The organism is Escherichia sp. WS1450 (genome assembly GCF_046487395.1).
Classification (GTDB): domain Bacteria; phylum Pseudomonadota; class Gammaproteobacteria; order Enterobacterales; family Enterobacteriaceae; genus Escherichia; species Escherichia coli.
In genome coordinates, this window is the sequence record NZ_JBJQJO010000023.1 from 59,620 (window position 1) to 82,928 (window position 23,309).

The following is a 23,309-nucleotide window of genomic DNA, read 5'->3' on the forward strand; positions in this document are numbered from 1 at the left end:
CCTGTATTTTTCCATGTATTCCGTATGTTAATACGCTATTTTGAATTCTTGGCTTCAGATAAGCGAAGCGCGGTAATTATAGACTCGGAGCTTACCCAAGGCGTTTTTTGAGCAAGATATCCAAGTATGTAGAGGCCAATTTTAACGCAGTCCATTTGTGAGACGGGGACCATGTGCATGAAGGGTTTTAAGCCGTCTTTATCGACTGGAACTATCCCTGCTGATAACAACAAACCGCCCCTCTCGTTTGGGGTAACGCTTATATTTTTGTATACGACGTGGCCATGATGTGAGGTTTTCCTCTTATCAATTTTTAAAGTATGCATGATTCTAAGAAATACAGATGCCATCTGCATAACTTCATTCGTCGACAATTTTAGAAGTACAGAACGGTTTGAGCCCCAGTCATAATCTTTTTTGGCGTTCCTCGGAGCGACGTGCAATGTAAGATAATAATTATCAATCTCATTTGAAAAAGGTGAAGGTTTTGATGAGCTAACATCTTCATTGTTCATCTCAATGACAAGTGCTGCATCCTGACCAAAAGCTTTTACATTATGGTTTTTAAGAGAGAAGTCTGAAGTTGCCATATAAAAAGTCACTTTTGATAAAACCACATACCACCTAATGATTCATCATCGGCAAGATGCTTGAAATTTGAGAGTGTATATCCTGTTTTGGTTTCAGAAATCACCATGCTGTAAGATGCCGTATGTACAAGGCGAGAATTGTTTAGATCAAGATCATCACAAAAACCAGGGCTTTTGACGGGGTCAGCCTTTTCAACAAAAGTTACTTTTGAAGCGATGCCGTTGATCACGATTTTCTCGTTATCAGCAATTTTAATGTTTAAAGAAGGCGAGCTTTTATCACATGGCAGGAAGAGTGATGTCTTTTTAAATGTGTTTCCAGTGAAGTCCAAAAGGTCAGGTTTAACCGGAACATTGTTTAGGATTTTATAAACTCCAGCAAATGCACATATCACAACAAAACCAGATAAAACATATCTAATCTTAGACTTCATCCCCCAGTTCCTCTCCTAAAAGTTTTAACGCACTTACGCACATAAGCCTCAACTGATACAGTAAGTTATCAGCGGTTATTCCACCAACGAAGGTAACTGTACGTCGTATTGATGCTCCGCCAGGCTCGCACTGGATATGGCCGATACCAGAATCACGGAGGAAGTCATTTTCTGCACTTACAAGGTCTGACTCTACAGGTGGAATGATAACTTCAATGAGTATTGTATCAACTGGGGCCCACTCCCAATCGAACTTAAGAGAGGAAATTGGGGATATAGAAACAAGAAGCTCATCAATATTAAAAATTACGGGTTTTATTCCCATAACCTCAGACTGAATGAAGTGGCTTTCTACCATAACTACCGGAAACTCTGAAATAGTCAGAACTCCGATTAACTGGTCTCGGCGTAAACCATGTATTAGTGAGTTGCGAGATAGCATTCGATCAGCCTTTATTATAATAATCAAACATTTGGGACAAGAACAAAAGGGATTACAGAAACGAAGATTCTACATGAACATCGTTGTCAGTGACCTTAGGTCCATCGGGTATAAGGGTATCAAAAAATCCTTACATAACCATTAAAGCACAGAGACTTTATAAGTAAAATAATAATTAAGTACCAGATTTATTAAGATAATTCTTAGGTTTTTTACAAATTTAGGAAAAATCCGCACTTCCTGTAACAGCACCCAAATTAACCTAAAATACCGTTTCATTAACAGTAATTTTACATACCCAGGTGAAGCCTGAAATTATTATAACAAAAAAAAGGCCAGCAAGTATGCTGGCTTTCCTGGTAAGACAAGTTGGAACTCAGAAGTCGATTGTACTGTCTCTCACCTATCTTGCCAAAGTTGCCAGTCGCTTGTTTGCCTTAGCTTTAGATTTTATGCTTATGGAGGCGGTTTGATTTTCATCCGATACTTTTTCTAGCACTGGCACCACAGCGGAAATGGACTTTTCTTTTGAAATTTTGGATGCATCTGAAGAAAGTGGGCTTTCAGATGGTATAGAGGTATCGCTTCCCTCATTTTCAATCTTCACACCAAAGCAGGCATGTTCCTTTTGTACAAGGAAGGTTTCTTTTACAGAAACAGAATCCTGCTTTGAATTATCTAATTGTAGAGGTGTTAAATACTCCTTAAACTTTTGATCTAAGACATTCTCTAGCAATACATTAATAGGAGGCTTAGGTTCAGTATCTATAGTATTTCCATCATTCAGAAACCTATTAAGATCTGCAAGTGTTAATCTTTCGTTTAAACCATTTATAAAATTTGCCAAGTCAGGAAATAAATTATTCAATACCAACCCGGTACTAATAGCCGACCTAATTAAATCCAGTTGGTCACCCCTATGAGAAAGTTCTGTTTTTTTCAAGAAACTATAAACATAGGGTGCTTTTCTTTCGGATATCCAGAAAGACCGGATCTGAATCCGGTCGTTATCTGCCTTATTTGAGATAGGGTTTTTAGCCATGTTCTAGCTCATTATTCTGAATAAATAGTATCAGCAATTGCCAAAGATAATGCGAACTGCGGATTGTCTACCATGATAACTTTAGCCGTTTCAAAATGTTTACGAATAGCTGTTTCGATGAGATATGAACCTCCCCCAACAAGGAAAACATTATGAGGCCTCTCTTCGACTTGTGTAACCGCTCTGATTACTTTACTTTGCAACTTCTGTACCGCAGAGTTTACCGCATCAAAAACACCGTCACGCTTGTCCTCTGCAACCTTCAAAGCTGATTTATCATGACGATTATCAACAAGATGATGAATGTAAGCATTACTCGTATTCAGTTTCTCAGATTCAAGATACCTGCTGATCTCATCGTAAACAATAGAACAACCAATACGGTCAAAACCTTTTACTTTCGAAATCTGTTCTAATTGCCCAGTAATACTTGCAACATCAAGAGTAGTACCACCAAGATCAATTACCAAACTTGATTCAAATGAAGCAATATCCTCAATTTCATCTGCCCGGGTCACAGCTGGTAAAGATTCAGGGAAAACAGTCACAGACAAAACGTTGAAAGAATAGCGTTTACCGTCAAGATAACGCTCAACTGGTTTCATCAGGTTATCTTTTTTTCTCTGAATATTTTCAATATTCGTTTCCCCTAAAGCAGTATAGAACTGGCTAAGAGGTAAAGTAACAAAGAGGTGAACATCCTGAGGAACTAAACCAGAAGCATGAAGTGCATGGTGAACATTTAACCGGCTAATTTCATCGTATTGGTGAGATACATCAGTCGATTCCAGTGAGTTACTAGATTCGCTGTGATGCGAAAACCTTTCCAGCCCATCAATAAGATAGTTAAAAGGATTGAGACCCTCATGGCGAACACGGAAATCTGGAACAAAACTATTTTGTGTGAGCAAGGGAACTAATTCGTTTCTTTCATTAAGACAAACCAGTTTTGCAGCTTTACTTCCATCATCGACAACGATTTTTAAAGCTTCAGTGATATCCTGCAATGATTGTGAAACAGGACTTTCAGATTTTAATAGTTCAGCCATAAAAACTCTCTTTTATTAATAGGACCATATTAGATATTAACTTTATACATTAATGGTGACCTATTATCAACATCAACACTATTAAAAAAATACGTAACTCTATGTTATTTCAGCATCCTTCCATTTTAAATACATTACCGTTAAATATCCTGTATTCATGAAGTAAACATGTTTATAAAGGAGCCAATTATAATCAGAAAGTTACTTTGCATCCTAAGTATGAACTGTTTGAGAGCCAGGACTGGAGCCTTTACCAGTAAGTAACAAAGGTCCTTAGGCTTAGAATCCAAAATGACGCCTTTATGTAAAAAAATCATAGCTCGAAATACCGTATCATCGATGTAAACATACGTAGAGGAATTTATGGCAGCTGAGCACGTCCAAACTATAGACCTTACAAACTTCTCGGGAAGGATTTTCTTTCTGGCAGATCCTCATGGACATTACTCTGCGCTGTGCAACTTGATTCAATCAGTTACAAAGCCAGAAGAAGAGATAGTAATTTTCTCTACTGGAAATTTGTTTGACTATGGGCCGGAACCCATAGAGTTGATGAAGGCGATAAACAGTGGCTTTTTCGATGGACGTTTTGTGAGGCATTTCTCAGCTGCCGGAGCCGGAGAAGAAATGTTAAAAAAATTGTTACCATTAAACAAAGACCGGAGAACATTTTACCCCAGCACATACCTCAATGAGAGATGGTGTGTAATGGGCGGAAAGTGGCATAAAGCTGTAAATCGTTACTATTTAGAGGAAGAGATAAAAAAACTTCTTAATACCCAGCTTGGTACGATGATGCAGATTTTACTCAAAGGCGATATAAAAATTGGGGTTTGCCCTTCTGATTACGCCCCTATCCGCACATCATTCACTGATACTTATAATGCGCTTCAAGCATTCAACTATGCCAATGTGAATATTTTTCAGAGCCAGTTTCTATTCGGTATGGACCATGCCGTAATACCAATGATGATAAATGACGTCAACCTTATGGTCCTAGGTAGGAATCCTGTAAACAGCATTCGAAAAGCCCATGGTCGTACTCAAAACAATCTTCCAGTACTGATCGGTAATTGTTTACATATAAATACTGGATCACTCTATATGTCAAAATTAGAAGACCAGGTAATAGTTGCTCCGGGTATACCGCCAACTGACTCACCAGCACTTACATTAGTAGAAATAATCATGAAGAACAATCCAGTTTTATTGTGTCATCAGCTAATACAAACAACAAACAAGTTTTATTCACTTAAAACCTATCCGTTAGAACTCGATTCGATTGAAAACAACATTGAGGTAACAAGATGAAGATAAAATGGAAGATTATCTCAATTTCAACATTACTTTTGCATCTTCACGCAGCAGCTGCACCACATCAAGAGAAAGAGCAAAGAAAAGATGCTTTTTCTTCTGCCGCTCAGAAAAGTGATTCACTTATATCTGCTAAAGCGGAGCTTATAAACGGAAGGTGGTTTATAAATGGTAAATATAGGCCTGTTCTAAAGACCAGCATGACCAAAACCAATTTCTTAGAAATCATGAATGTTTCAAATAAAGAATCACTTTTTATGGTGATACCGAAACTTGAGTATAATATCATTGCCAAAAATAAAATCTTACTAAATGAAAAAATTGCATTAAGCGAAGGCACATCCGGAAAAAGCATTATTTGGGTCGAGCCTAAATCAAGTATAACTATATCGTTTATAAATGACCTTGCTAATACGCCCCTTCAGGCTATCGTTTCGATCACAAGAAACAACAAAGATGTAATTGCCATCTTTGGACCGGATCAGGGTAAAGGGTTTACTCTTCCCGGAAAGACATCTAATGATCAAGTGTCCGTTCCTGACGATTCTGATCTAAATATAAAAAAACTTAACATACCTCAAAGTGTTGGTAATTCAGTAACCATCAATCCTAAAGAGAAGAATTACCTCTTAGTTGGACAAGTAAAATATAAAATCTTATCTCTTCCGAAATATCAACATTTAGAATTTTCTGAACCGGTTTATATTGAGAAAAGAAAAGATATCCTCGGTGGTTATCGTTATTGGACGAAAGAAACAATTCTCTACCCCGGTGAATCATTATCTTTTATAACCAGCGCCAAAAACAATCTAAGGAAGCGGGATGATTAAAGTTATCACACTTTTATTGTTTGCATTACTGACTGGTTGTCAGTCAGTAGAAAGTAAAATCGAAGAACTCCCGACAGTTGGTTTTGACCCTATTCTATACAATAAAAGTGAGGCCTTTACTGACGGAAAAGTTACTTTACGTGTCGAAAGTTCAGGAACTGATGTTTGGCTTGTCGCCAAGAATGGAACCAGAAGTTTTATTGAGCTTTCAGGCCTAACGCTAGGTGGTAGTCGTTGTGCTTACAATGCCCGTAGTAAGCAACTTTTGCCCCCAGGCAGCGTAAGCACATTCGTAGTTCCTACGGTTGGAATGCTTGGACTTTGCTTCAACAATGAAGATCAACTTATGTTTATTAACCGTGCTTTTAGCAGAATCTCTCCCAAAGCAAAAGGAAAAGATTCTCTTTCTCTTTTATTTTCTGTTAGTTACGATTTTCCCGGAAAAGCGGACCTAATTAATAACCACGATTTTCAAGAGTTATATCTTTTATTTTTGAATGAGGATAATCTATGAAAAAAACATTAATTGTTATTTTATTATGTTTTTGTCACTCAGTTTTAGCATATCCATACCGTATCTATACTGTCCCGGAAGGGGCATTAGTAAAAAACATACTAACTAATGAATATCTAGGAAAAACCCCTGTGGTTGTGGACGTGAGCAATACCGAAGCTGGTTCTACTTTTGGGATTTCTTTATTTAGACATGAAAATGTTGCTATAAAGATTTTTACAGTAATGCCTTCAGCAGAAAATAATTTTGCTGTTTCTGGACCTGACGTTGCAACTATGTCATTGCCGGGCAAAGCACCTTTAAACGTAGTAAATGATGGGAATGGCGCTTCTGTTCATATAGAACTAAGACCTTATATGTCTGAACCTGCGCACACCCCATATTAATATAACAAGAAATTAAAAATATAAATCATATGAACTGCATCATAAAGATGCAGTTCAATATTTATTCTGATACTTTTAATTTTTCTTTTATGAACTCCTCTAGCTCCTTAATAAAACCCGCACTTATCCTATTGAATTCAATGCGAATTTTTCTTCCAGTATTGTTTTTACTGATTCTTGCATACTTATCTTTGTTATCAAAAGTAATAAGATCACTTGTTTCCCATTTTGTGGAATAAGATTTTTCACAAACACTTTCCACAGATTGTGTGATTTTCTCCATTACAACTTTTTGGGCAACTTGGAGATCTCCAATGTCTAAATCTTTTGTTTCCTCTTTAACATTATCTATTACTTCATCTAAAGGAAATAGATTTTTTTGCACATATTTCTGTAAACGAGACAAGCGACTATAATAGGAGTTCGGTATTCCTTCATAATCCGGGAATAAAGAGATCAATGTTTCGTCAATACGTGCCGCCTGGATTCTTTTGGCTACCGATACATGACTAATCCCAAGATATGCTGCGAGTTCTTCATTAGTAGAAAATCCCTTTTCTTCCATTTTCTTGATAAATTGAAACCCAACTTCTCTATATGAAAATTTTCGAGATGTTTGTGCTGCGGATATAATTGAATTTATATCATCTTCGGTTAGTTCATCCGGTAGTACCCACAGGGGGAGATCCTTTTCTGCCTTTATACAGCAGAAACGTCTGCGACTTCCTTCTATTAATAAATAAACCCCATCTCTTTTTACAGCGATCCCTTCGGTATCGACCCCTCTTTCTTCAATCTGCTTAAGAATATCTCTAACAGAATAATCTGTAAGGGCTTCTTGATTTCGTGGGTTTGCTGGATGGACTAAGGTCTCCTTCTCCACTCTCTGGGCTGGAACAATCACATGTTCCGCTTCAAGTCTTCGGCCCTTATGAAGAGTGAATAACTTTTTTATGCGAGGTGCTGTTTTCAAACCCGCAAGACCTGAACGGTGACCGACTTCTGTCCGCTTTGGTGCGTTTAAATATCGAGATTTATCATTCCCGATATGTTGCTCATCGCTCATGCGTTAACTCCTTGCTTAGCTGAAAAACTTTTTATTTCATTTATAAATTGTTGATATACCTGTAATACAGATTCTTCTGCGACATCAAGTTGCTTTGCGGAACAAAGTTCCTCTGATTTTTTGATATCAAGCACTGTACGCCCTTTGGAAGCAGCTGCCTTAAATGCTTCAGAATTTTTTATGTTAGCGGACATCAAAAGGTCCTGAACAGTTCTGATTAATTTATCCAAAACTATTCTTTCATATGGACTTTTGTCATCAACATTGACAGCAAGAACTTTGAACCATTTTAAATTATCGCCCTTACTTGGTGATTGTTTAAACCTTTCACTTATTGTAAGCATGAAGTCTGTAGTAGAGGCGTAATCATATTCACGTGGTGACACTGCGACAAGAATCCCATCGGCCGCTTCGTCAGCAGCCCAGATCAAAGGTGAATCTTCAGGTGGAGTGTCTATAATAATCAAATCATAGTTCTGCTTCAGTACCGGTAAGATAACTTCCTTGAAACGTAGTAACAAAGACGTTCGTTCTTCTCTAGAACATTGCCAGTATTTATCTTTAAAACGAGCATCTGTCGGAAATGCCGTTATCACGTCCAAGTTTGGCAGATGCGTTGAAAAAGGCATATTAGTGATGATTTCTTCTTCAGAGAATCCTGAATCTAAATATTTTTTATACTCAGAATTTTCTTCATAAATTCCAAGGATTGCATCAATTGCTGTAAGGAAGACATCATCTTCTGAGACACTTTGAATCATGCTGCTTCCAATCGAACCTTGTGGGTCCCATTCGATCATTAATACACGTGCATTCAGTTGTAGATCTAAAGCAGCTGCTACTGCTAAAGCTACAGATGTAGTGCTTTTCCCTGTACCGCCTTTATGATTCTGAGTAACAATAGCTCTGCTAAAGTAATGATCGCGGTACTTGGGATAACCCAGGGCATCCATTATTTTTTGAACATCCCAGCGGGTGTAAAGATGATTTTTGTTTTGATAAATAGGTGCACCAACAACTTCTTTTTCTTCTAAGTCCGAAAGTATTTTATTGAACGTTACTCGTGACTTCCCAAAAAAATCAGAGAGATTTTTTTTATTTAAACAGTGGTTGTAGATCAGTCTATCAACACCATCAACACTATCATCAGAAACAGATACTCTTGATGAAGCCATCAGAGATTCCTTAAGAGAAATCTGCTCGCTTTTCATGCGCTGACCAACGAGGGCGATCTTTTCAAGTAAATTCATGGTTATGACCTTTTTGCACTGAAAACCGACTTTTACGCATATATGTAAACTTTACGCATAATGCGTCCATTTCATTGTTATACGTACAATTCTATCCTTTGTTTCAATCCTAAGCTAATGTTTGTTTACTTTTTTATGATTTTTTGTGAGCTTAACTTGCAGATGAGAGCTCAGACTCTCTAGTCCATACCTAATGCTCATTCTTTTTAAACCACGATTCTTGTCGACTTCTCTACGCTTTGACGTTATGAGCTCCATTAATGAATCTTCACGCCTACCCTATTTCTTGCTTAGACCCTAAAATCTATCTCACCGGTGTGCTGATTTACGTTTCCTAACTGTGAATCGTTGTCGTCAGTCCAGTCTAAAGATATGAGGTGTTAATCTCTTGAGTAGGCCCACTACGAATTATGGGAGCAGAGTTAGCAACCTAGCCCAGAACTGAAACCCAACTTCAGGAGGCAACCCCAGTGTGGCGATTAAGGGGGTTAAATCTGCCAGCGGCTGACAGTGTCCTAGCTGCTGCTCAGTCACACCACGCCCTGATTAAATCTCCTGCCCGGTATTGTAAGGACCGAAAAAAGCCCGTGCATTTGTGTCGGCAGACCGGCATGAAGGAATATGACGTTAATCTGTATCAGCAGGCACTTTTCGCATGATGGGAGCAAGTGATAGCAACCCCGCCCAGAACGGAAGGCCAGCATCAGGACAAAACCCAAGTTTGGCGATTAAGGGGGTTAAATTTGCAAGCGGATGACAGTGCCCCAGCTGCTGCTCAGTCACACCACGCCCTGAGTAAATCTCTCGCCAGGTCTTGTTATGACCGAAAATAGCCAAAGCACTGGTGTCGGCAGACCGGCATACAGGAATATGACGTTAATCTGTATCAGCAGATACATTTCGCATTATGGGAGCAAGAGATAGCAACCCAGCCCAGAACTGAAGGCCAGCATGAGGACAGAACACCAGTTTGGCGATTAAGGGAGTTAAATATGCAAGCTGCTGATAGTGCCCCAGCTCCTGCTCAGTAACACCACGCCCTGATAAAATCTCCTGCCCGGTAATGTAATGACCGAAAAAAGGCCGTGCACTGGTGTCGGCAGACCGGCACGCAGGAAAATGACGTTAATCTGTATTAACAGACACATTTCGCATTAGGGGAGCAAGTGATAGCCACCCAGCCCAGAACTGAAGGCCAGCATCAGGACAGTACCCCAGTTTGGCGATTAAGGGGGTTAAATCCGCCAGTGGCTGTAAGTGCCCGAGCGGTGTATAAGAAATATTTCCCGAAGGACAATCTTTCGCTCGTACGATGAATAAAGTGTTCAACCCGGGAGCGGGGATCACTTAACCTGCTTAGCCTAAATCTTACGTCATTCTCTAAACGGAGTTTAAGCTTAATGGTCCTTAGAAAGTTAAAAGGACTACCCATAATGACGTCTTGAGATGGCGAATAAAGGGTTTTAATCTGCCAGCGGCTGACAGTGCCCCAGCTTCTGCTCAGTCACACCACGCCTGATTAAATCTCCCGCCAGGTCTTATTATGACCGAAAATAGTCCCCGTGCACTAGAGTCGTAAGACCGGCATACAGGAATGAAGCTTAAATCTTTATCAGGTTGCAAGGTTCGCATCATGGGAGCAAGGGCCTTGAACTGTAGGTTAACATCAGAAAATCCCAGATTGGCGATTAAGGGGGTTAAATCTGACAGCGACTGAAAGTGCCTTCAGATGCTGCTCAGGTATATTACAACCTGAAAAAATCAAGCGTCTGTTCATGCGAATATCGAAAAAAGCTATGCACCAGTTTCGGCAGACCGGCATGGAGTAATGAGACGTTAATCTGTATCAGCTGGCGCATTTCGTATCATGGGAGCAAGTGTTAGCAACCCTGCCCAGGACGGAAGGACACTATCAGGACTGATCCCAGTTTGGAGATTAAGGGGGTTAAATCTGCCAGTGGCTGACAGAGCCTTCTGATGCTGCTCAGACATACTATGCAACGATAAAATCACCCGTCCGTCCTTGTGATTATCGGAAAAAGCCATGCACCGGAGTCGGCAGATCGGTATGCAGTAATGTGACTTTAATCTGTATCAGCAGGCGCAATGGGAGCAAGTGTTAGCAACCGAGCCCAGGACGGAAGGACACTATCAGGACTGAACCCCAGTGTGGCGATTAAGGGGGTTAAATCTGCAAGCGGATAACAGTGCCCCAGCTGCTGCTCAGTCACACCACGCCCTGATTAAATCTCTCGCCAGGTCTTGTTAGGACCGAAAATAGCCCGAGCACTGGTGTCGGCAGACCGGCATACAGGAATACGACGTTAATTTGTATCAGCAGGTACATTTCGCATTATGGGAGCAAGTGATAGCAACCCAGCTCAGAACTGAAGGCCTGCATGAGGACAGAACACCAGTTTGGCGATTAAGGGGGTTAAATCTGACAGCGGCTGACAGTGCCTTCAGATGCTGCTCAGGCATACTACTCTCCCTGATATAATCTCCCATATGTTCTTGAGATCGTCGGAAATCGCCCATGCACCGGTGTCGGCAGACCGGTATGCAGTAATGTGATTTTAATCTGTATCAGCAGGCACATTTCGTATCATGGGAGTAAGTGTTAGCAAACCGAACCCCGCCCAGCACGGAAGGTCAATATCAGACCAGAATCCCAGTTTGGCGATTAAGGGGGTTAAATCTGCAAGCTGCTGACAGTGCCCCAGCTTCTGCTCAGTCACACCACGCCCTGATAAAATCTCCTGCCCGGTAATGTGATGACCGAAAAAAGCCCGTGCACTGGTGTTGGCAGACCGGCACGCAGGAATATGACGTTAATCTGTATCAGCAGTTACATTTCGCATTATGGGAGGAAGTGATAGCCACCCAGCCCAGAACTGAAGGCCAGCATCAGGACAGTACCCCAGTTTGGCGATTAAGGGGGTTAAATCCGGCAGCGGCAGTAAGTGCCCGTGCTGTGTTAAAGGAATATTTCCCTAAGGACAATCTTCCGATCGGCCTTTTGTATAAAGTGGTCACCCCGGGAGCGGGGATCACTTTACCTGCTTAGCCTAAATCTTACGTCAATCACTATCCGGAATTTTAGCTTAATGGTCCTGAGCAAGTTAAAAGGGGTACCCCTAATGACGTCCCCAGATGGCGATAAAGGAGTTAATTCCGCCTTCGGCTTACAATGCCGCAGCTGCTGCTAAGGAACACCACGCCCTGATTAAATCTCCCGCCTGGCCTTGTGATGACCAAAAATTGTCCGTGCACTGGCGTCGTAAGACCGGCATACAGGAATGAGGCGTTAATCTTTATTAGGTGGAAGGATTCGCATCATGGGAGCAAGGGCCCTAGAACTGTAGGCTAACATTAGAAAATCACAGATTGGCGATAAAGGGGGTTAAATAAGTTAAAAGTCTTCGGTGAGCAAATTGGATAAATTTTCATAAACCAAAGCGTTAATATTAAACTTTTAGAAGAATGATTAAAGGATATTAAGTTTTGTATGCAATATGACACCAGTGATCTGTTTTCACTAATAATGCCGCGCTCCTTTGATTACCTTTGGTAAACAAAAATGTAATTTACGTGAATTTCATCTTATAAAGTCAGTATTGATGTTATAAATTTTGTTTACTTAATGCGTACACAACCTAAATGCGATTTGTAATTATGTCACTGTTTTTAAGCCATATTAATTATAAAACCAAAATTTGCAGCACAGTGATGAACTCATTAAGTCATAACCTCATTTGTTTACTTAAGGCATACAATAAAAAACCAGATTCTTATGAGACATCTGGTTTAATTGTTTTTGCTTGAAGATATTTACTCTACGCGGCCAAACCCGCTGCTACTTCTTGAGCATAGAGAATTTCTATTGCCTCGCCATAGCTACAATTCTCGCGGCTTTGAATTTCCCATAATTTACTCCTGTCAGCACTATCCGTAGTAAAACAAAGCTCCATTTTCCGGTCTACGTATAACCGACAGATCTCTTGGAAGTTTTCGAACCTGACTAACATCTCTGAAAACACCTTTTTGACTGTACGAATATTTTTCATTCGTTCATATTCTGCATCTGAAGTAGAAAAATATTTATTAGCCTTCATTGCTTCAATGCTTTCTTTTTCTTGTTTCATGATTATCTTCCAAGGCGAGTTAGCAGTCAGGGCCCGGCCAACAGAAGAAGTAAAATAATCTTCAAACGACTGTGTGATACAGATGCCAGCGCAGTTTGTTTTCCTGAACCTACGCCATGCCGCTTCGAGGAAGGAAGAGAAGAATTGGTTTGATTGATTTCCGGCACCTGATGAATTATCAGGACGAATGTACTCCCAAGCTTCATCTAGGATGAACAAGCGACGACGCCCATCTTTTTTGATGAACATTGCATGCTGAGCAGCCTGAATGATAGACATTAAAACAACTGTCTGAAGGTGGGGGGTGCCTTTTAGCTCCTCCAGTTCCAAAACAATAAATCTGCTGTCGAAGTTGATTGGAGGCAACGTATCGGTAAACCGGTGCCCATAAATTCCACCTTCGCACCATGCTCCGAGTTGCTCCCCAATATCCTTTATACGTTTGTCTTCATGCTTCTTGCAACGCAGAGCAAAGCCGGTTATTGAACCGGTCCGACCTGATTTTCTGGATTCCTGGTACTCTTCTGCAATAAGCTGAAGCATCACTGATTGTTGATAATCATCGATAAGGCCTTTCTCTGAAGCCATAATTTTTAGCTGATTCAGAACCATTATGGTCTGAGCAACTTTGTCTTTTTCTGCATCGTTTGAAGTTGATTCACCGGTAAATTCAGGTGCTTCGTTAAATACATCGTCGTTAACAGTGATGTCAGTTAGGAAGGCAAAGGGATTTAGGGTGAAGTCAGGGGTTTTACCGAAATCAATAAATTGACTGTTTGTATATTGTTCCGCAATCCCCTGGTAAGAACGCCCCACGTCCACTACAAAAACTTGAGCACCATCAGGATCATCATCTGGGTATTCGTTTTCTAAAAAATGCTTAAATGTTGAGCGATAATGAACGAGGTTATTAGATCGCGGTCCAGCTCCAAGATAGTTATTGATTAGATATGCTGTCCAGAATGACTTGCCTGCACCTGACGTTGCACCAATAACCATGTTATAGCTTGCAGAAGTCTTGAAAATATCAAGTCCCATGAGTTGACCTTCACGAGAAACTAAACTCAGTACTGGTCTATCTGTATTACCTTTCCAGGGCCCAAAGATCGGCGTCATATGAGCCGCTCCGGTGTTGCTCACTACTTCGGATCGGTCAAGGTCGAAAATTGTCTTTGGGTCATTGCACATTGGCAGACATGACATAAATGACGGGAAAACGATAAAGGAATCATCTGCTACTTTGACCCGGCTTTCGAGGTAAAAGGATTTGAGATCGTTAGCTGCTGTCTGCACAGAATTGGCATTACTACCCATAACAGTGAAAGTAAGATACCCTCTTAAAAGCTTTGCGCCATCCTCAAGCTCGCGAGTTACGGCCATGTAGTCATTATCCATATCCCGCAGGCGAGGGCAGAATGTGACAACTGAAGGTATACTTGCCTGTTTATTAGTGATTGCTTTGTAGCGGACGTTTTCTTTTGACAACTTGAGCGGATCGGCAAACTGAACAGTCTGAGTGATCATAAATGGGCTGAAAATTGTCTTACGTCCATGCATCCAGTTAACTACTAACTCATACATACAACCGAAATTGACGTATTCAGGAAACTTTACAACGGAAAGTTGTTTGAAGTAACGATGCTCAGATTCGTCGTCACTTTGTGTGACTGATGAGAAATGATTTTCTGTGACTGTATACTTACGGCCGGGAACGTTAACTTGTTCATTAAGCCTTTTCATAGTGTTAACGTCTATAAAACCTTCAGCCCACCGAGAGTTCTTTCCGGGGTTTACGACCTTATCTATACAATAGAGCCAGTTTTCTGCATCGACCTTAAACGGATGCAGTCCAATCGTAATTAACTTACTTACAAGTTCAGAGTAAAGTGAATCGATACGCGAATGTTCCAGCTCGGTAGGAAGGGCAGACTGTAAAGGAATCGATAGCGAGATCCATACCTGAAAATCCCTCAACATAAGGTTATCATGATCAGGTTTTAAAGGCTTATGCATACTTCTGTCGTAGTAGTCCAACTGATAACCATTAAGCAGATCTGCTTTAAGCTTATCGTTCCCAGTCATACGCCCACCTCGCACAGCTGACCAAGCACTAAGCTGTAAAGTCAAGTCTGGCAATGCAGTCAGAGATATTTGACAGACAGTATCTGTAGGAAAATCCATTTTGAACATTTCAGCAAGAACATCTTGCTGATTATCAAAAACTCCAGGTGATGGATTACAGATAAACATAAACCCTAATCTGTTGCCATCAATCAAAAAATAGTGAGTCCCTGCTAATTGATCGTAAACAGGGATAAACCCACCTAATTGATGGCGATTTAAACCGCTATTGTAATTATTGATAGCTTCCATATTTGACCTTACAGTTGTCTAACAATGCCGTTCGAAGAGACAGCTTTAGTTGCTTTTTGTTGCTGCTGCATATTTTCCCGGGCCGCATCCTGTACTTCTAAAGGAACTATGCGAGCTGGGTTTGAGGTCGAATTCTTGCCAGCAATCCATGTTTGCGGTTTTACGTTGACATAAACGTAGCCGGGAAGATTAAGCGCATCGTTATCATCGGTATAAGGTGCAAAAGTAATTCTCATTACTTTCCCCTGTTGCAGAACAGCAAGTGGTTCAGGAGCCACTACAGCTTGTTTATAACCTTGCGAACGGTATTGCTGGATCTGCCCAGTGTTGAGAGTAGGGTTAACGGGCTGGCCATTGTAAAGAGAGTACATATCCTTGCCAGGGCTGATATCAGAATTAGGTGCAACGTAGCGTGGTGCATTTCCAGCAGAAACCGGATAGCTTGTTTGTTTAACGACTTCCGCAGCCGGATGAACGAAAGGGTTACCAGCTGAAGAGGCAGTGCTATAACTGCTAGTCATCCTTACGTTTGAATTAACCGGTACACCAGAAATAGGCCGTGGTCCAATGGATGAAGTAGGGGCACCCATTTTTAAAGTTTTATCGTACATGACAGGTAACTGACCAACTGGCTTAATTTCGGTTTTTGAATAAGCCACAGGCTGATTTTTAAGGGTTGTAGACTGTGGATATTTGACTTCCCCTGGAGGGCTAATTTCAGTTGGATAACGGCTGTCATTGACAGGCGATTTCTCCTTTCCCGATTCCGACTCTTCCCCCGCAAGTGCAGACAGATCATCTCGATTATTAGTTAACTCCATAACTTCGCGAGGACCTTTACAGATAACGCCCTTTTCAATGCCTGGACATTCGGATTCGGAACTCCCGATGGAGCACCCCGTAAGATATGAGGATGTACCTACAACCAGAGCACTGAGTACCAATCTTTTGATGTTCATAAACTAGCCTTAATTTGTCTCAAATGGATTTTTTAAGAGAGGTTCAACGCTTTGGTTCAACCAGTAGTCGAAATCTTTTGGAATGCCATTACCAGCCAAACCATCCTGTCTGACAACTGAAGGTACACCCTGCAATTTATAAATTCCTGCGAGCATCAATGACGCTACCAAAGGTTCCGCCGGACATTCTTCTGCTTCTTTTTGAGAGAGCAATCTTTTTTCAATGTCGGATTTGCTTCCCATTAGCCAACGAAGAATATCGAGGTTGTTTATTTTTCCTTTTTCTTTACTACACCAGAGCCTTCTAAGCTCTTCTTTTGGCTCACCGGGTGAGGGAACTAAAACAATATCTATCCGATACTTGTCCCGATCTGCATAAAATTTCTTAACAAGTTCCATGCAACCGTCACAATCAAGTGTTAAGAAAATGGCTGCTTGTCTCTTAAGCTTTGAATTTCCCAGATGAATGGACGCTACAGTTTCCAGAGGGAAGGGGGCCTCATCAAGACTAATAAAATAGGAATTTCTGATTTCTTCTACAGTCAGAACAGGTTTACGTTTAATTACATCAACAAGGCTTCCCCCAGTAAGGGAGTATCGGCCATCGGTCGTTACTGCCATTAGCTGCGAACGCTCGTCCTGAAAGAGGTATAGCCCACCAGAAGGAATGTATATGGCATCCTTAGGTTTATATCCTTTCATTTTTGATAACGCACCCGAGATCTGACTGGGTGAAACGCCGCCTTCCTTTGCCTTTGCCATTAACGCAGCAGCATCACTATTAGTTAGGACCTGCTCTGAAGCATAAGTGACCGTATTCGCCATAATGGCGAAAGCCGCCATTAAAGGGAAAAGTAACTTTTTCACTATTGGGTGCCCTCTACTTCTTTGCATTATAAGAACTTGATTGTACCGCTTCAGAGCTATCTTCAAGTTCCATATAAGTGACGATTTCAACACTATCCGGTACAGTAACGGCAAGCGTTGCATCAATAATTAAATAGCCACGGTCACGGTAGATCTTCATTAATGTTCTGAAATATTCTTCGAATTGAGTTCTATCATTGTCAGCAGTACGGCCTCCGTGATGCTTGAAAAATTCCTTACGTAATTCAGGCATGTCAAGCACTGCAATCTTGTACGAAGGCTGTGATTGTTTATTGAAGTAATCGTAAACATTCATAAAGCCTTTATAACCATAAATAATGACCAAAACGGCAAAGGCGAAGAAAAATAAATACTTCAATATTTTTTCAATATCAATTTCGAAGGTAATTTTTTTTGTTGTCCTTTCTCGCACCATTTTTTTAGTGATTTCAGGTCCAGCTGATTCAGTCGATTCTTTTTTTTCTAAACTATCCATTTAAACCTCAGCGACTGGTCAGATTCGTTGGAATTGTAGTTCCGGTCTGAACGACAAATGTAATAGCTCGGCCAGGGCTAATTTCTACGATTGGCCACTGTTGTTCTGCAATTGCGGTGTAGTAATCGACGAGTCGATTAAGGCCACCTTGAGCTGCACCAGCCCCGGCTAATGCCCCAAGTGCACCAAAATTAGGGGACTGATACTGAGCCTGTGAATTAGGGTCGATGTTAAGTGAAGATACCTTACTGGGGCTTAAGCTACCGGCAAGTGAAGAAAGTCCACCGGCAAATGCAGCTCCTGCAATTGCGTTACCATTTCGGCTGATAAGCGTGCCTCGGATCCCATTTTTTCCGTCATTTTCACTTACAGCATATGCTTCCAGTTTTACGTCAAAAGCTTTCCCTTTTGAATTAACACAAGAGATAGAAGTGGCACGTATGTAAGCACGCTGTGACGCCAAATCACCAACAGCTGAACCCAGAAGGTTACAGTCACGCAAATCCATGGTGAAATTATTGGGCATGATGACATCTTTTTTAATACGCATTGTTACTGGCATTGGTTCTGATTTGGAAGAAAGGCTTGTAGGCGCTTCAAGCCCGGTAATCAGAACACCAGTGATAATAGATGTTGCCGGAAGAAACATTTCATCTTTTCGGGCAGCATGCCGCGCTTTGCTATCAACTGGCGCAGTACCATCACCTCGTACAGTCCGAGTAGGCGCTTTATCTCCTGCAATGACCTCTCTGCCTTCCTTGATTCTGTTTTCAGACACGGGCATAACCTGAATGACACCATCGGTACCATTAGTCTTAATGGAACTTTGTGTGATTGTTCTCATCGGGCTATTACGCGTAGGTGTGATAGACGCGTAATTAGGGTTTACGCCATTAATCGGCGCATTAGCATTAAGCTGATAAGGAGCTGCCGGTGCCTGCTCATTAATCGTTTTACGCGAACTACCAGCATCCAAGTTACGATTGCCGTTTCGATTAGTCTGCATATCATTAATTTGCTGAGACAGTTGCTGAAGTTGAGAAGTTAAACTTGCAACTTGGGCTTTAGTTTCCTGTTGGGCTTTTTCTGCTTTTTCGCGGTCCTCTTTCGCCGCATTTTGATCAAGTCGGTTTTGCTTAACCATTTCCTTATATACTTTCTGGCTTTCTTCATTACTCAATTTGTTCATTTGCGAATCATCTAACAACAAATTGGTCTGCATGTCTTTTTTCTGTGTTTTCTTTTCTTTCTTAACTGGTGTGGAAAAAATAGACTGGCTAATAATATAAACAATCACTACCAGCAGAGCGCCAATAACAGAAAGTCTGACGGTCTTATTTTCCCAGGCCTTTTTAATGTCCATGATTAGCTCCACTTGTAGGTTTCTGGAATCGTTTAATTTTTAGATTTCGTTCGCTGTCAGACATCTGAGGAACGATATAGGGATCACCTGCTCTGGCCCAGTTTTCACGAACAGATGGATGATTCATTTCAGCTTTATCTATCTGGCTCGTTCTAGATATTTCATGTTTGTAATTAGGTTCCAAAACGTTACTTTTGTGATAGTCAAAAGCATTCTCCTCATTAATATTGTCCTCTCCTACAAATTTATCAATAAGAGTTGGATCGTTCATTATTACTGTCTGAACGGGAAAAGCGTTACTGCCATCTTCGATACTAATGGGTGCGTCCGGAACGATTAATACACTCCTTTTTGGTATATATTCTGACCTGTAGTAAAAGCTGGTTAAAGCAAATACGACAAAACCAATCACGGTGGCCCCAAGCAGAGCAGGCAAAGTAACTTTTCCCATATTATTTTCTGATTAGACTTGGTCTGGTTGTAACCCGGGCCTCGCGTTCCTTGAACAATTTATCCCGGACTATGTAAAGCTCTGTTTCTTCTCCCGGTTGCAGGTATGCTTTATCAAATAAAGCACTTGCAATAACGCCTTCTGCCATACACTGCTGATCAGCAACGATTTGACCGTATGGTTTATCGTTTTTCACAAGAATTACATCAATAAGTTCACGTGAGCCAACCAGTCTCTGACCGAGCTTTGCATACATATTAAAGTTACATGGGGACTGCTCTGACGCAGGAATACGAGAAAGTCGGTCCTGTTGTAAACTGAATCCTGAAGGGACCTCACCAAGAGCCACAGGAGTCAATAAATCAATGATTCTTTGTTTATGATCGTCTTGTTTTGGATCCGATGGAGCCAGTTCTTCTGACTGGGAGCGGGCCAACATTTCCTCATAGTTTTGCTTATCCAATGAGGTTTCACGTTTGGCTTGCATAGATGGGCTTAAAGATGTAGTAACTGAAATCATCGCACCGGGAACATCAAGCGGTACCAGGGTCAGGTTATAGGTCGATTCAGGTACCTGATCTTCCGACAACATAATCCCGATTGGTTTATCGGTATTAGTTGAAATAAAGACATCGCCACCATTAACAAATATGCTTGCCTCTTCAGCAGGGGTAGAAGTGCTGACAGAAGCATTCTTGAAGCTGGTCGATATTCTGTTTTGAAGTCCTCGTGAAACTGGCAGTACCACATTCCCACCAGGCGGCACATTTACACGCTGAACTTCTTTATATCGGTTACGAGCTTCGACATAAAGTTCATCGGCTTTTGACGTGGCGGTCGCATTGGTTGCATTCTGCTGGGAAGAGGTACCTGTTGGTCTCCCATAGCTATCAATTGCACCAGAGCGGGTCTGTGCGTCAAATCCGGGGAGACTAGGATTATTTGATAATGCTCCAGTAATAGCGCTTACCGCAGGCGAAGCATTGCTGGCTGGGGAAAGTTGCACGGTAGGGAGATCAGTTGTAGGTTTTTGTCCCTGCGCATTACCGGCTTCACTAAGGTTTGTTTGTGCACCTGACTGTTCAGAACCAGCTTGACCCGGAATAATGGCTTTTGCAGCTCCATTCTGAAATCCGTCAGCACCAACTGGCATTACAACCGGGTTATTAATTGTTGCTGGCAATTGGTATTCTTCAGCGATTACGCAGTTCGAAGTCGTGAGCATGATCAATGCGGTAATTGCGTTGAACCCTAAGCCCTTTTTTTTAATCATCACTTGTTACCTGTAGACGGTGGCGGATTATCCAGCGTTGCCAGTTGCTCTTTGCCGTTTATCGTAATTTTTTTAATATTCGGTGTTCCGGAATATTGATTTACATATGCAATTCTTGGGCGACCATTTTTCATCCCGAGAACCCATTCATAAGTCCATTTCGATGATTCAGTTTTGTCCGGAACATTTACAAGTCGAGTCGTTTTGGTACCCCAGACATAGACCATGTCATTTTTTGGATCAAAGTAAATATCATTAGGCTTAAAGGTCTGCTCAACACCACGAGCCTGCATGATATTTATCTGCTCCTGTAAAGACTCACTCGTTTTAGCCTGTAGTTCAGGTGAAAGGGCATCGAGGACATAGGCCGTCACAAAGGAAATATTAGTTGGATTAATATTCCCTAAAAGGGTACTAAAAAAGAGAGCCCATTGTGTTTTATAAGATTCCGATGCTTTGTTACCAACAACCGTGATCTCTTCATTCATGTTTGGAGGGGTAACAATCGTCACTGGGTCAGTGAAAAAAAGAATCTTTGCAACCAATAACCCAATGACGGCTATTGAAACAGTATTAATGCGGATAAGTTTTGTATCACGATTAATCAGGGCGCTGTATGTAATTCCAGCACCTGACGCTTCAGCTTGTGGGCTAAATCGTTTTTTAATGTCCAAAAAACGTCCCTTAGCACTTTCATCTTTCTTTACGTATGACTGTTCAAGATCACCGTTTTCATCCTTTTTAGATTTTTTGAAAAAAGGGATGTTAATGCCACTTAGCATTTTCATTCATAGCTCCATCAAGAATACAAATCTCTGATAAATGGATCGTTGAAATAACGGCTACTAAAAACTGCTTTACCTGGCAAAAAACCGAGCCACCAGAGTCTGTGTTTTAGCAATCCTCTTATTCCTGACTCAGCTGCTTTGTTATACGCAATCCAATATACAACCGCTACTACAACAGAAAACCCGAAGCATTCGAAGATATTCCCAAATGCAACCAGAATGAATGCAAGCCCTATTTTTTTTGCATCCCAAAACAAAATCAGTAGAGGCATGTTGATCCTGAAAGGGAATCTATAGGTATGCTGAGGAACGTCGTTCTGCTTACTCATTAAAAATCCAGAGAGGGGGATGAACCCCCTCATGCATGATTAACAATAAATTACAGCGGTACGCCAGCATCCATAAAGGTGCTGATAATTTTCTCGCCGTTGGCCATTACCAGCATCATGAATAATGAAACCAGTGCCAGGCCCGGGTTAGGCTTAAGGACAGAGAAATATACGCTTGAGATCAACATCGCGGCTGCCAGAATTTTGCCCGGAGCTCCAGTCATACTTTCACTCATGTATGACCAAATATCTCCCAGTGCCCCATCATCTGAACCCGCATATGCCAGACCGCAAAAAAGCACGGTCAGCAGAACAAACAAAATCACTTTTGCGCTTTTTGTTTTAAAAAGTGCAGCCGTGTTAGATTTCTTTTCACTAAGGCCAATATTTAAAGAAAGTTCCATAATTACTCCGTGTAGATTTGAGTTCACGTAAACGCGAATGAATAATACTTTTTTATTCCGATCCTTCCGTTCGCATAAACCCCCTTTTTTTAACGTTTAGCGATTGGTGAATTTTTAAGCAAAGGGGCCTAAAGCATAATCTTTGAAAAGTACCAGTGAACGCTTAGTAAAAGTTTGAAAGAGGGGAGGGGGTAAGATTACGTTAAGCTCAATCCTGAAGCTGATGAGACTCCTCAAGCATAAAAGTCACTTTTGATGGTTTGAAAAGCTCTAACTAGATATCGGGCAGGTAACTAAGCTTCATATCTAATCTTTTTTGTTCCCTTAATATCTATCTCTTGATTCTGAGAAGGCCGCATATCACTGTGCTCCCTGGTTCGGCAACTATCAGTTGGAGAAACTACATACAATCCTCGGCCGGTGCGTCATTCATCTAAATGCCTTTTACACCTCTGGGCGTGAGTGGGACTTTGTCTTGTCCATATGAACATCATTCATTCGAATGCTTTTGGCCAATGCTATTTAAGCAAATGCTTTCTGGCTGAGTCCTTTTGCGAATGAGTCTTTGATATAACTGCATGAATTTTGGGTTGTTTGGTGTACTAACAAAACAAAGGCATTTCTTTGAATGCCATTGGAGTTGTGATGCTTCTGATATTTTTTTGATCTCATATCAAACACATAGTCCTTCTGATGCCCAATGTCATAGATGTCTTGGACCATTCTCGCTCTTAACAAAGCTGTACTGTGTGTCATTCGACCTAATGCCATTCACCAAAATGCCTTTTTATACCACTGCATAGCTATGCTCGGGATACAGTGGCAAACAAAAGCATTTCAATGAATGATTTTTTGGGATACCGACATCAAAAGCATTTGTATGAATGTAAGAGGCGTAATCCACAAAAGGCATTCACGTGAATAGAGTGCGCACGAAACCATCT

21 protein-coding genes are annotated in these 23,309 nt (G+C 41.1%); 4 read left to right on the forward strand and 17 right to left on the reverse strand.

The window, feature by feature from the left end:
- Positions 1 to 35 precede the first annotated feature (35 nt).
- The 5 genes from ACJHYR_RS21575 to parM all read right to left on the reverse strand — a co-directional run bounded on the left by ACJHYR_RS21575 (position 36) and on the right by parM (position 3,557).
- Positions 36 to 590, reverse strand: a complete 555-nt coding sequence (locus ACJHYR_RS21575) for a hypothetical protein (protein ID WP_000235777.1) — start codon at positions 588 to 590, stop codon at positions 36 to 38.
- An 8-nt stretch (positions 591 to 598) separates the two neighbouring features.
- Positions 599 to 1,024, reverse strand: a complete 426-nt coding sequence (locus ACJHYR_RS21580) for a hypothetical protein (RefSeq protein ID WP_000836980.1) — start codon at positions 1,022 to 1,024, stop codon at positions 599 to 601.
- Positions 1,014 to 1,466 carry a H transfer determinant A gene (gene hdtA, locus ACJHYR_RS21585; protein ID WP_000952689.1) on the reverse strand — a complete coding sequence of 151 codons (453 nt, stop codon included), beginning with the start codon at positions 1,464 to 1,466 and terminating at the stop codon, positions 1,014 to 1,016. Before hdtA ends, ACJHYR_RS21580 begins: the two co-directional genes overlap by 11 nt.
- Before the next feature lie 403 nt (positions 1,467 to 1,869).
- Positions 1,870 to 2,508 (reverse strand): hypothetical protein, encoded by a 639-nt coding sequence (locus tag ACJHYR_RS21590; RefSeq protein ID WP_001107537.1) that lies wholly within the window; start codon positions 2,506 to 2,508, stop codon positions 1,870 to 1,872.
- An 11-nt stretch (positions 2,509 to 2,519) separates the two neighbouring features.
- Complete coding sequence (parM, locus tag ACJHYR_RS21595; protein WP_000818955.1) at positions 2,520 to 3,557, reverse strand: plasmid segregation protein ParM domain-containing protein; 1,038 nt, start codon at positions 3,555 to 3,557, stop codon at positions 2,520 to 2,522.
- 363 nt (positions 3,558 to 3,920) lie between these two features.
- Between parM and ACJHYR_RS21600 the strand changes: the two genes are divergently transcribed.
- From ACJHYR_RS21600 to ACJHYR_RS21615, 4 genes are read left to right on the forward strand one after another with little or no spacing between them, the layout of a single operon-like run.
- Positions 3,921 to 4,868, forward strand: a complete 948-nt coding sequence (locus tag ACJHYR_RS21600) for a metallophosphoesterase (RefSeq protein WP_046788422.1) — start codon at positions 3,921 to 3,923, stop codon at positions 4,866 to 4,868.
- The gene (locus tag ACJHYR_RS21605; protein WP_042634275.1) at positions 4,865 to 5,701 is read left to right on the forward strand and encodes a hypothetical protein; all 837 of its coding nucleotides are present in this window, start codon (positions 4,865 to 4,867) and stop codon (positions 5,699 to 5,701) included. Before ACJHYR_RS21600 ends, ACJHYR_RS21605 begins: the two co-directional genes overlap by 4 nt.
- The gene (locus tag ACJHYR_RS21610) at positions 5,694 to 6,215 is read left to right on the forward strand and encodes a hypothetical protein (protein ID WP_000598516.1); all 522 of its coding nucleotides are present in this window, start codon (positions 5,694 to 5,696) and stop codon (positions 6,213 to 6,215) included. The genes ACJHYR_RS21605 and ACJHYR_RS21610 overlap by 8 nt, the downstream gene beginning before the upstream one ends.
- Complete coding sequence (locus tag ACJHYR_RS21615) at positions 6,212 to 6,601, forward strand: hypothetical protein (RefSeq protein ID WP_001572421.1); 390 nt, start codon at positions 6,212 to 6,214, stop codon at positions 6,599 to 6,601. The genes ACJHYR_RS21610 and ACJHYR_RS21615 overlap by 4 nt, the downstream gene beginning before the upstream one ends.
- 61 nt (positions 6,602 to 6,662) lie before the next feature.
- Here ACJHYR_RS21615 and ACJHYR_RS21620 read toward each other — a convergent pair whose 3' ends face one another.
- From ACJHYR_RS21620 to ACJHYR_RS21675, 12 genes are all read right to left on the reverse strand, one after another.
- Positions 6,663 to 7,667 (reverse strand): ParB family protein, encoded by a 1,005-nt coding sequence (locus ACJHYR_RS21620; protein ID WP_032192066.1) that lies wholly within the window; start codon positions 7,665 to 7,667, stop codon positions 6,663 to 6,665.
- Positions 7,664 to 8,917 (reverse strand): ParA family protein, encoded by a 1,254-nt coding sequence (locus ACJHYR_RS21625; protein WP_032084678.1) that lies wholly within the window; start codon positions 8,915 to 8,917, stop codon positions 7,664 to 7,666. The genes ACJHYR_RS21620 and ACJHYR_RS21625 overlap by 4 nt, the downstream gene beginning before the upstream one ends.
- A 3,836-nt stretch (positions 8,918 to 12,753) precedes the next feature.
- Positions 12,754 to 15,435, reverse strand: coding sequence for a TraC family protein (locus ACJHYR_RS21630; protein ID WP_000387412.1), 2,682 nt, complete (start codon positions 15,433 to 15,435; stop codon positions 12,754 to 12,756).
- A gap of 8 nt (positions 15,436 to 15,443) precedes the next feature.
- Positions 15,444 to 16,394 (reverse strand): IncHI-type conjugal transfer lipoprotein TrhV, encoded by a 951-nt coding sequence (gene trhV, locus ACJHYR_RS21635; RefSeq protein ID WP_410233146.1) that lies wholly within the window; start codon positions 16,392 to 16,394, stop codon positions 15,444 to 15,446.
- A gap of 9 nt (positions 16,395 to 16,403) precedes the next feature.
- Positions 16,404 to 17,156 carry a protein-disulfide isomerase HtdT gene (gene htdT / locus ACJHYR_RS21640; RefSeq protein ID WP_183079335.1) on the reverse strand — a complete coding sequence of 251 codons (753 nt, stop codon included), beginning with the start codon at positions 17,154 to 17,156 and terminating at the stop codon, positions 16,404 to 16,406.
- A 118-nt stretch (positions 17,157 to 17,274) separates the two neighbouring features.
- Positions 17,275 to 17,757, reverse strand: coding sequence for a hypothetical protein (locus ACJHYR_RS21645; RefSeq protein WP_000377633.1), 483 nt, complete (start codon positions 17,755 to 17,757; stop codon positions 17,275 to 17,277).
- A 7-nt stretch (positions 17,758 to 17,764) separates the two neighbouring features.
- On the reverse strand, positions 17,765 to 19,120 hold the full coding sequence (gene trhB / locus ACJHYR_RS21650; protein WP_000351841.1) for an IncHI-type conjugal transfer protein TrhB: 1,356 nt from the start codon (positions 19,118 to 19,120) through the stop codon (positions 17,765 to 17,767).
- Positions 19,110 to 19,571: a plasmid transfer protein HtdO gene (gene htdO / locus ACJHYR_RS21655; RefSeq protein WP_000521240.1), complete on the reverse strand. Its 462-nt coding sequence runs from the start codon at positions 19,569 to 19,571 to the stop codon at positions 19,110 to 19,112. The genes trhB and htdO overlap by 11 nt, the downstream gene beginning before the upstream one ends.
- Before the next feature lies 1 nt (position 19,572).
- Positions 19,573 to 20,844: a type-F conjugative transfer system secretin TraK gene (locus ACJHYR_RS21660; protein WP_000592090.1), complete on the reverse strand. Its 1,272-nt coding sequence runs from the start codon at positions 20,842 to 20,844 to the stop codon at positions 19,573 to 19,575.
- Positions 20,844 to 21,632 (reverse strand): TraE/TraK family type IV conjugative transfer system protein, encoded by a 789-nt coding sequence (locus tag ACJHYR_RS21665; protein ID WP_000783153.1) that lies wholly within the window; start codon positions 21,630 to 21,632, stop codon positions 20,844 to 20,846. Before ACJHYR_RS21665 ends, ACJHYR_RS21660 begins: the two co-directional genes overlap by 1 nt.
- 11 nt (positions 21,633 to 21,643) lie before the next feature.
- Positions 21,644 to 21,994, reverse strand: a complete 351-nt coding sequence (locus ACJHYR_RS21670; protein ID WP_024152015.1) for a type IV conjugative transfer system protein TraL — start codon at positions 21,992 to 21,994, stop codon at positions 21,644 to 21,646.
- Between the two features lie 17 nt (positions 21,995 to 22,011).
- The gene (locus ACJHYR_RS21675) at positions 22,012 to 22,365 is read right to left on the reverse strand and encodes a hypothetical protein (RefSeq protein WP_000423602.1); all 354 of its coding nucleotides are present in this window, start codon (positions 22,363 to 22,365) and stop codon (positions 22,012 to 22,014) included.
- Positions 22,366 to 23,309 lie beyond the last annotated feature (944 nt).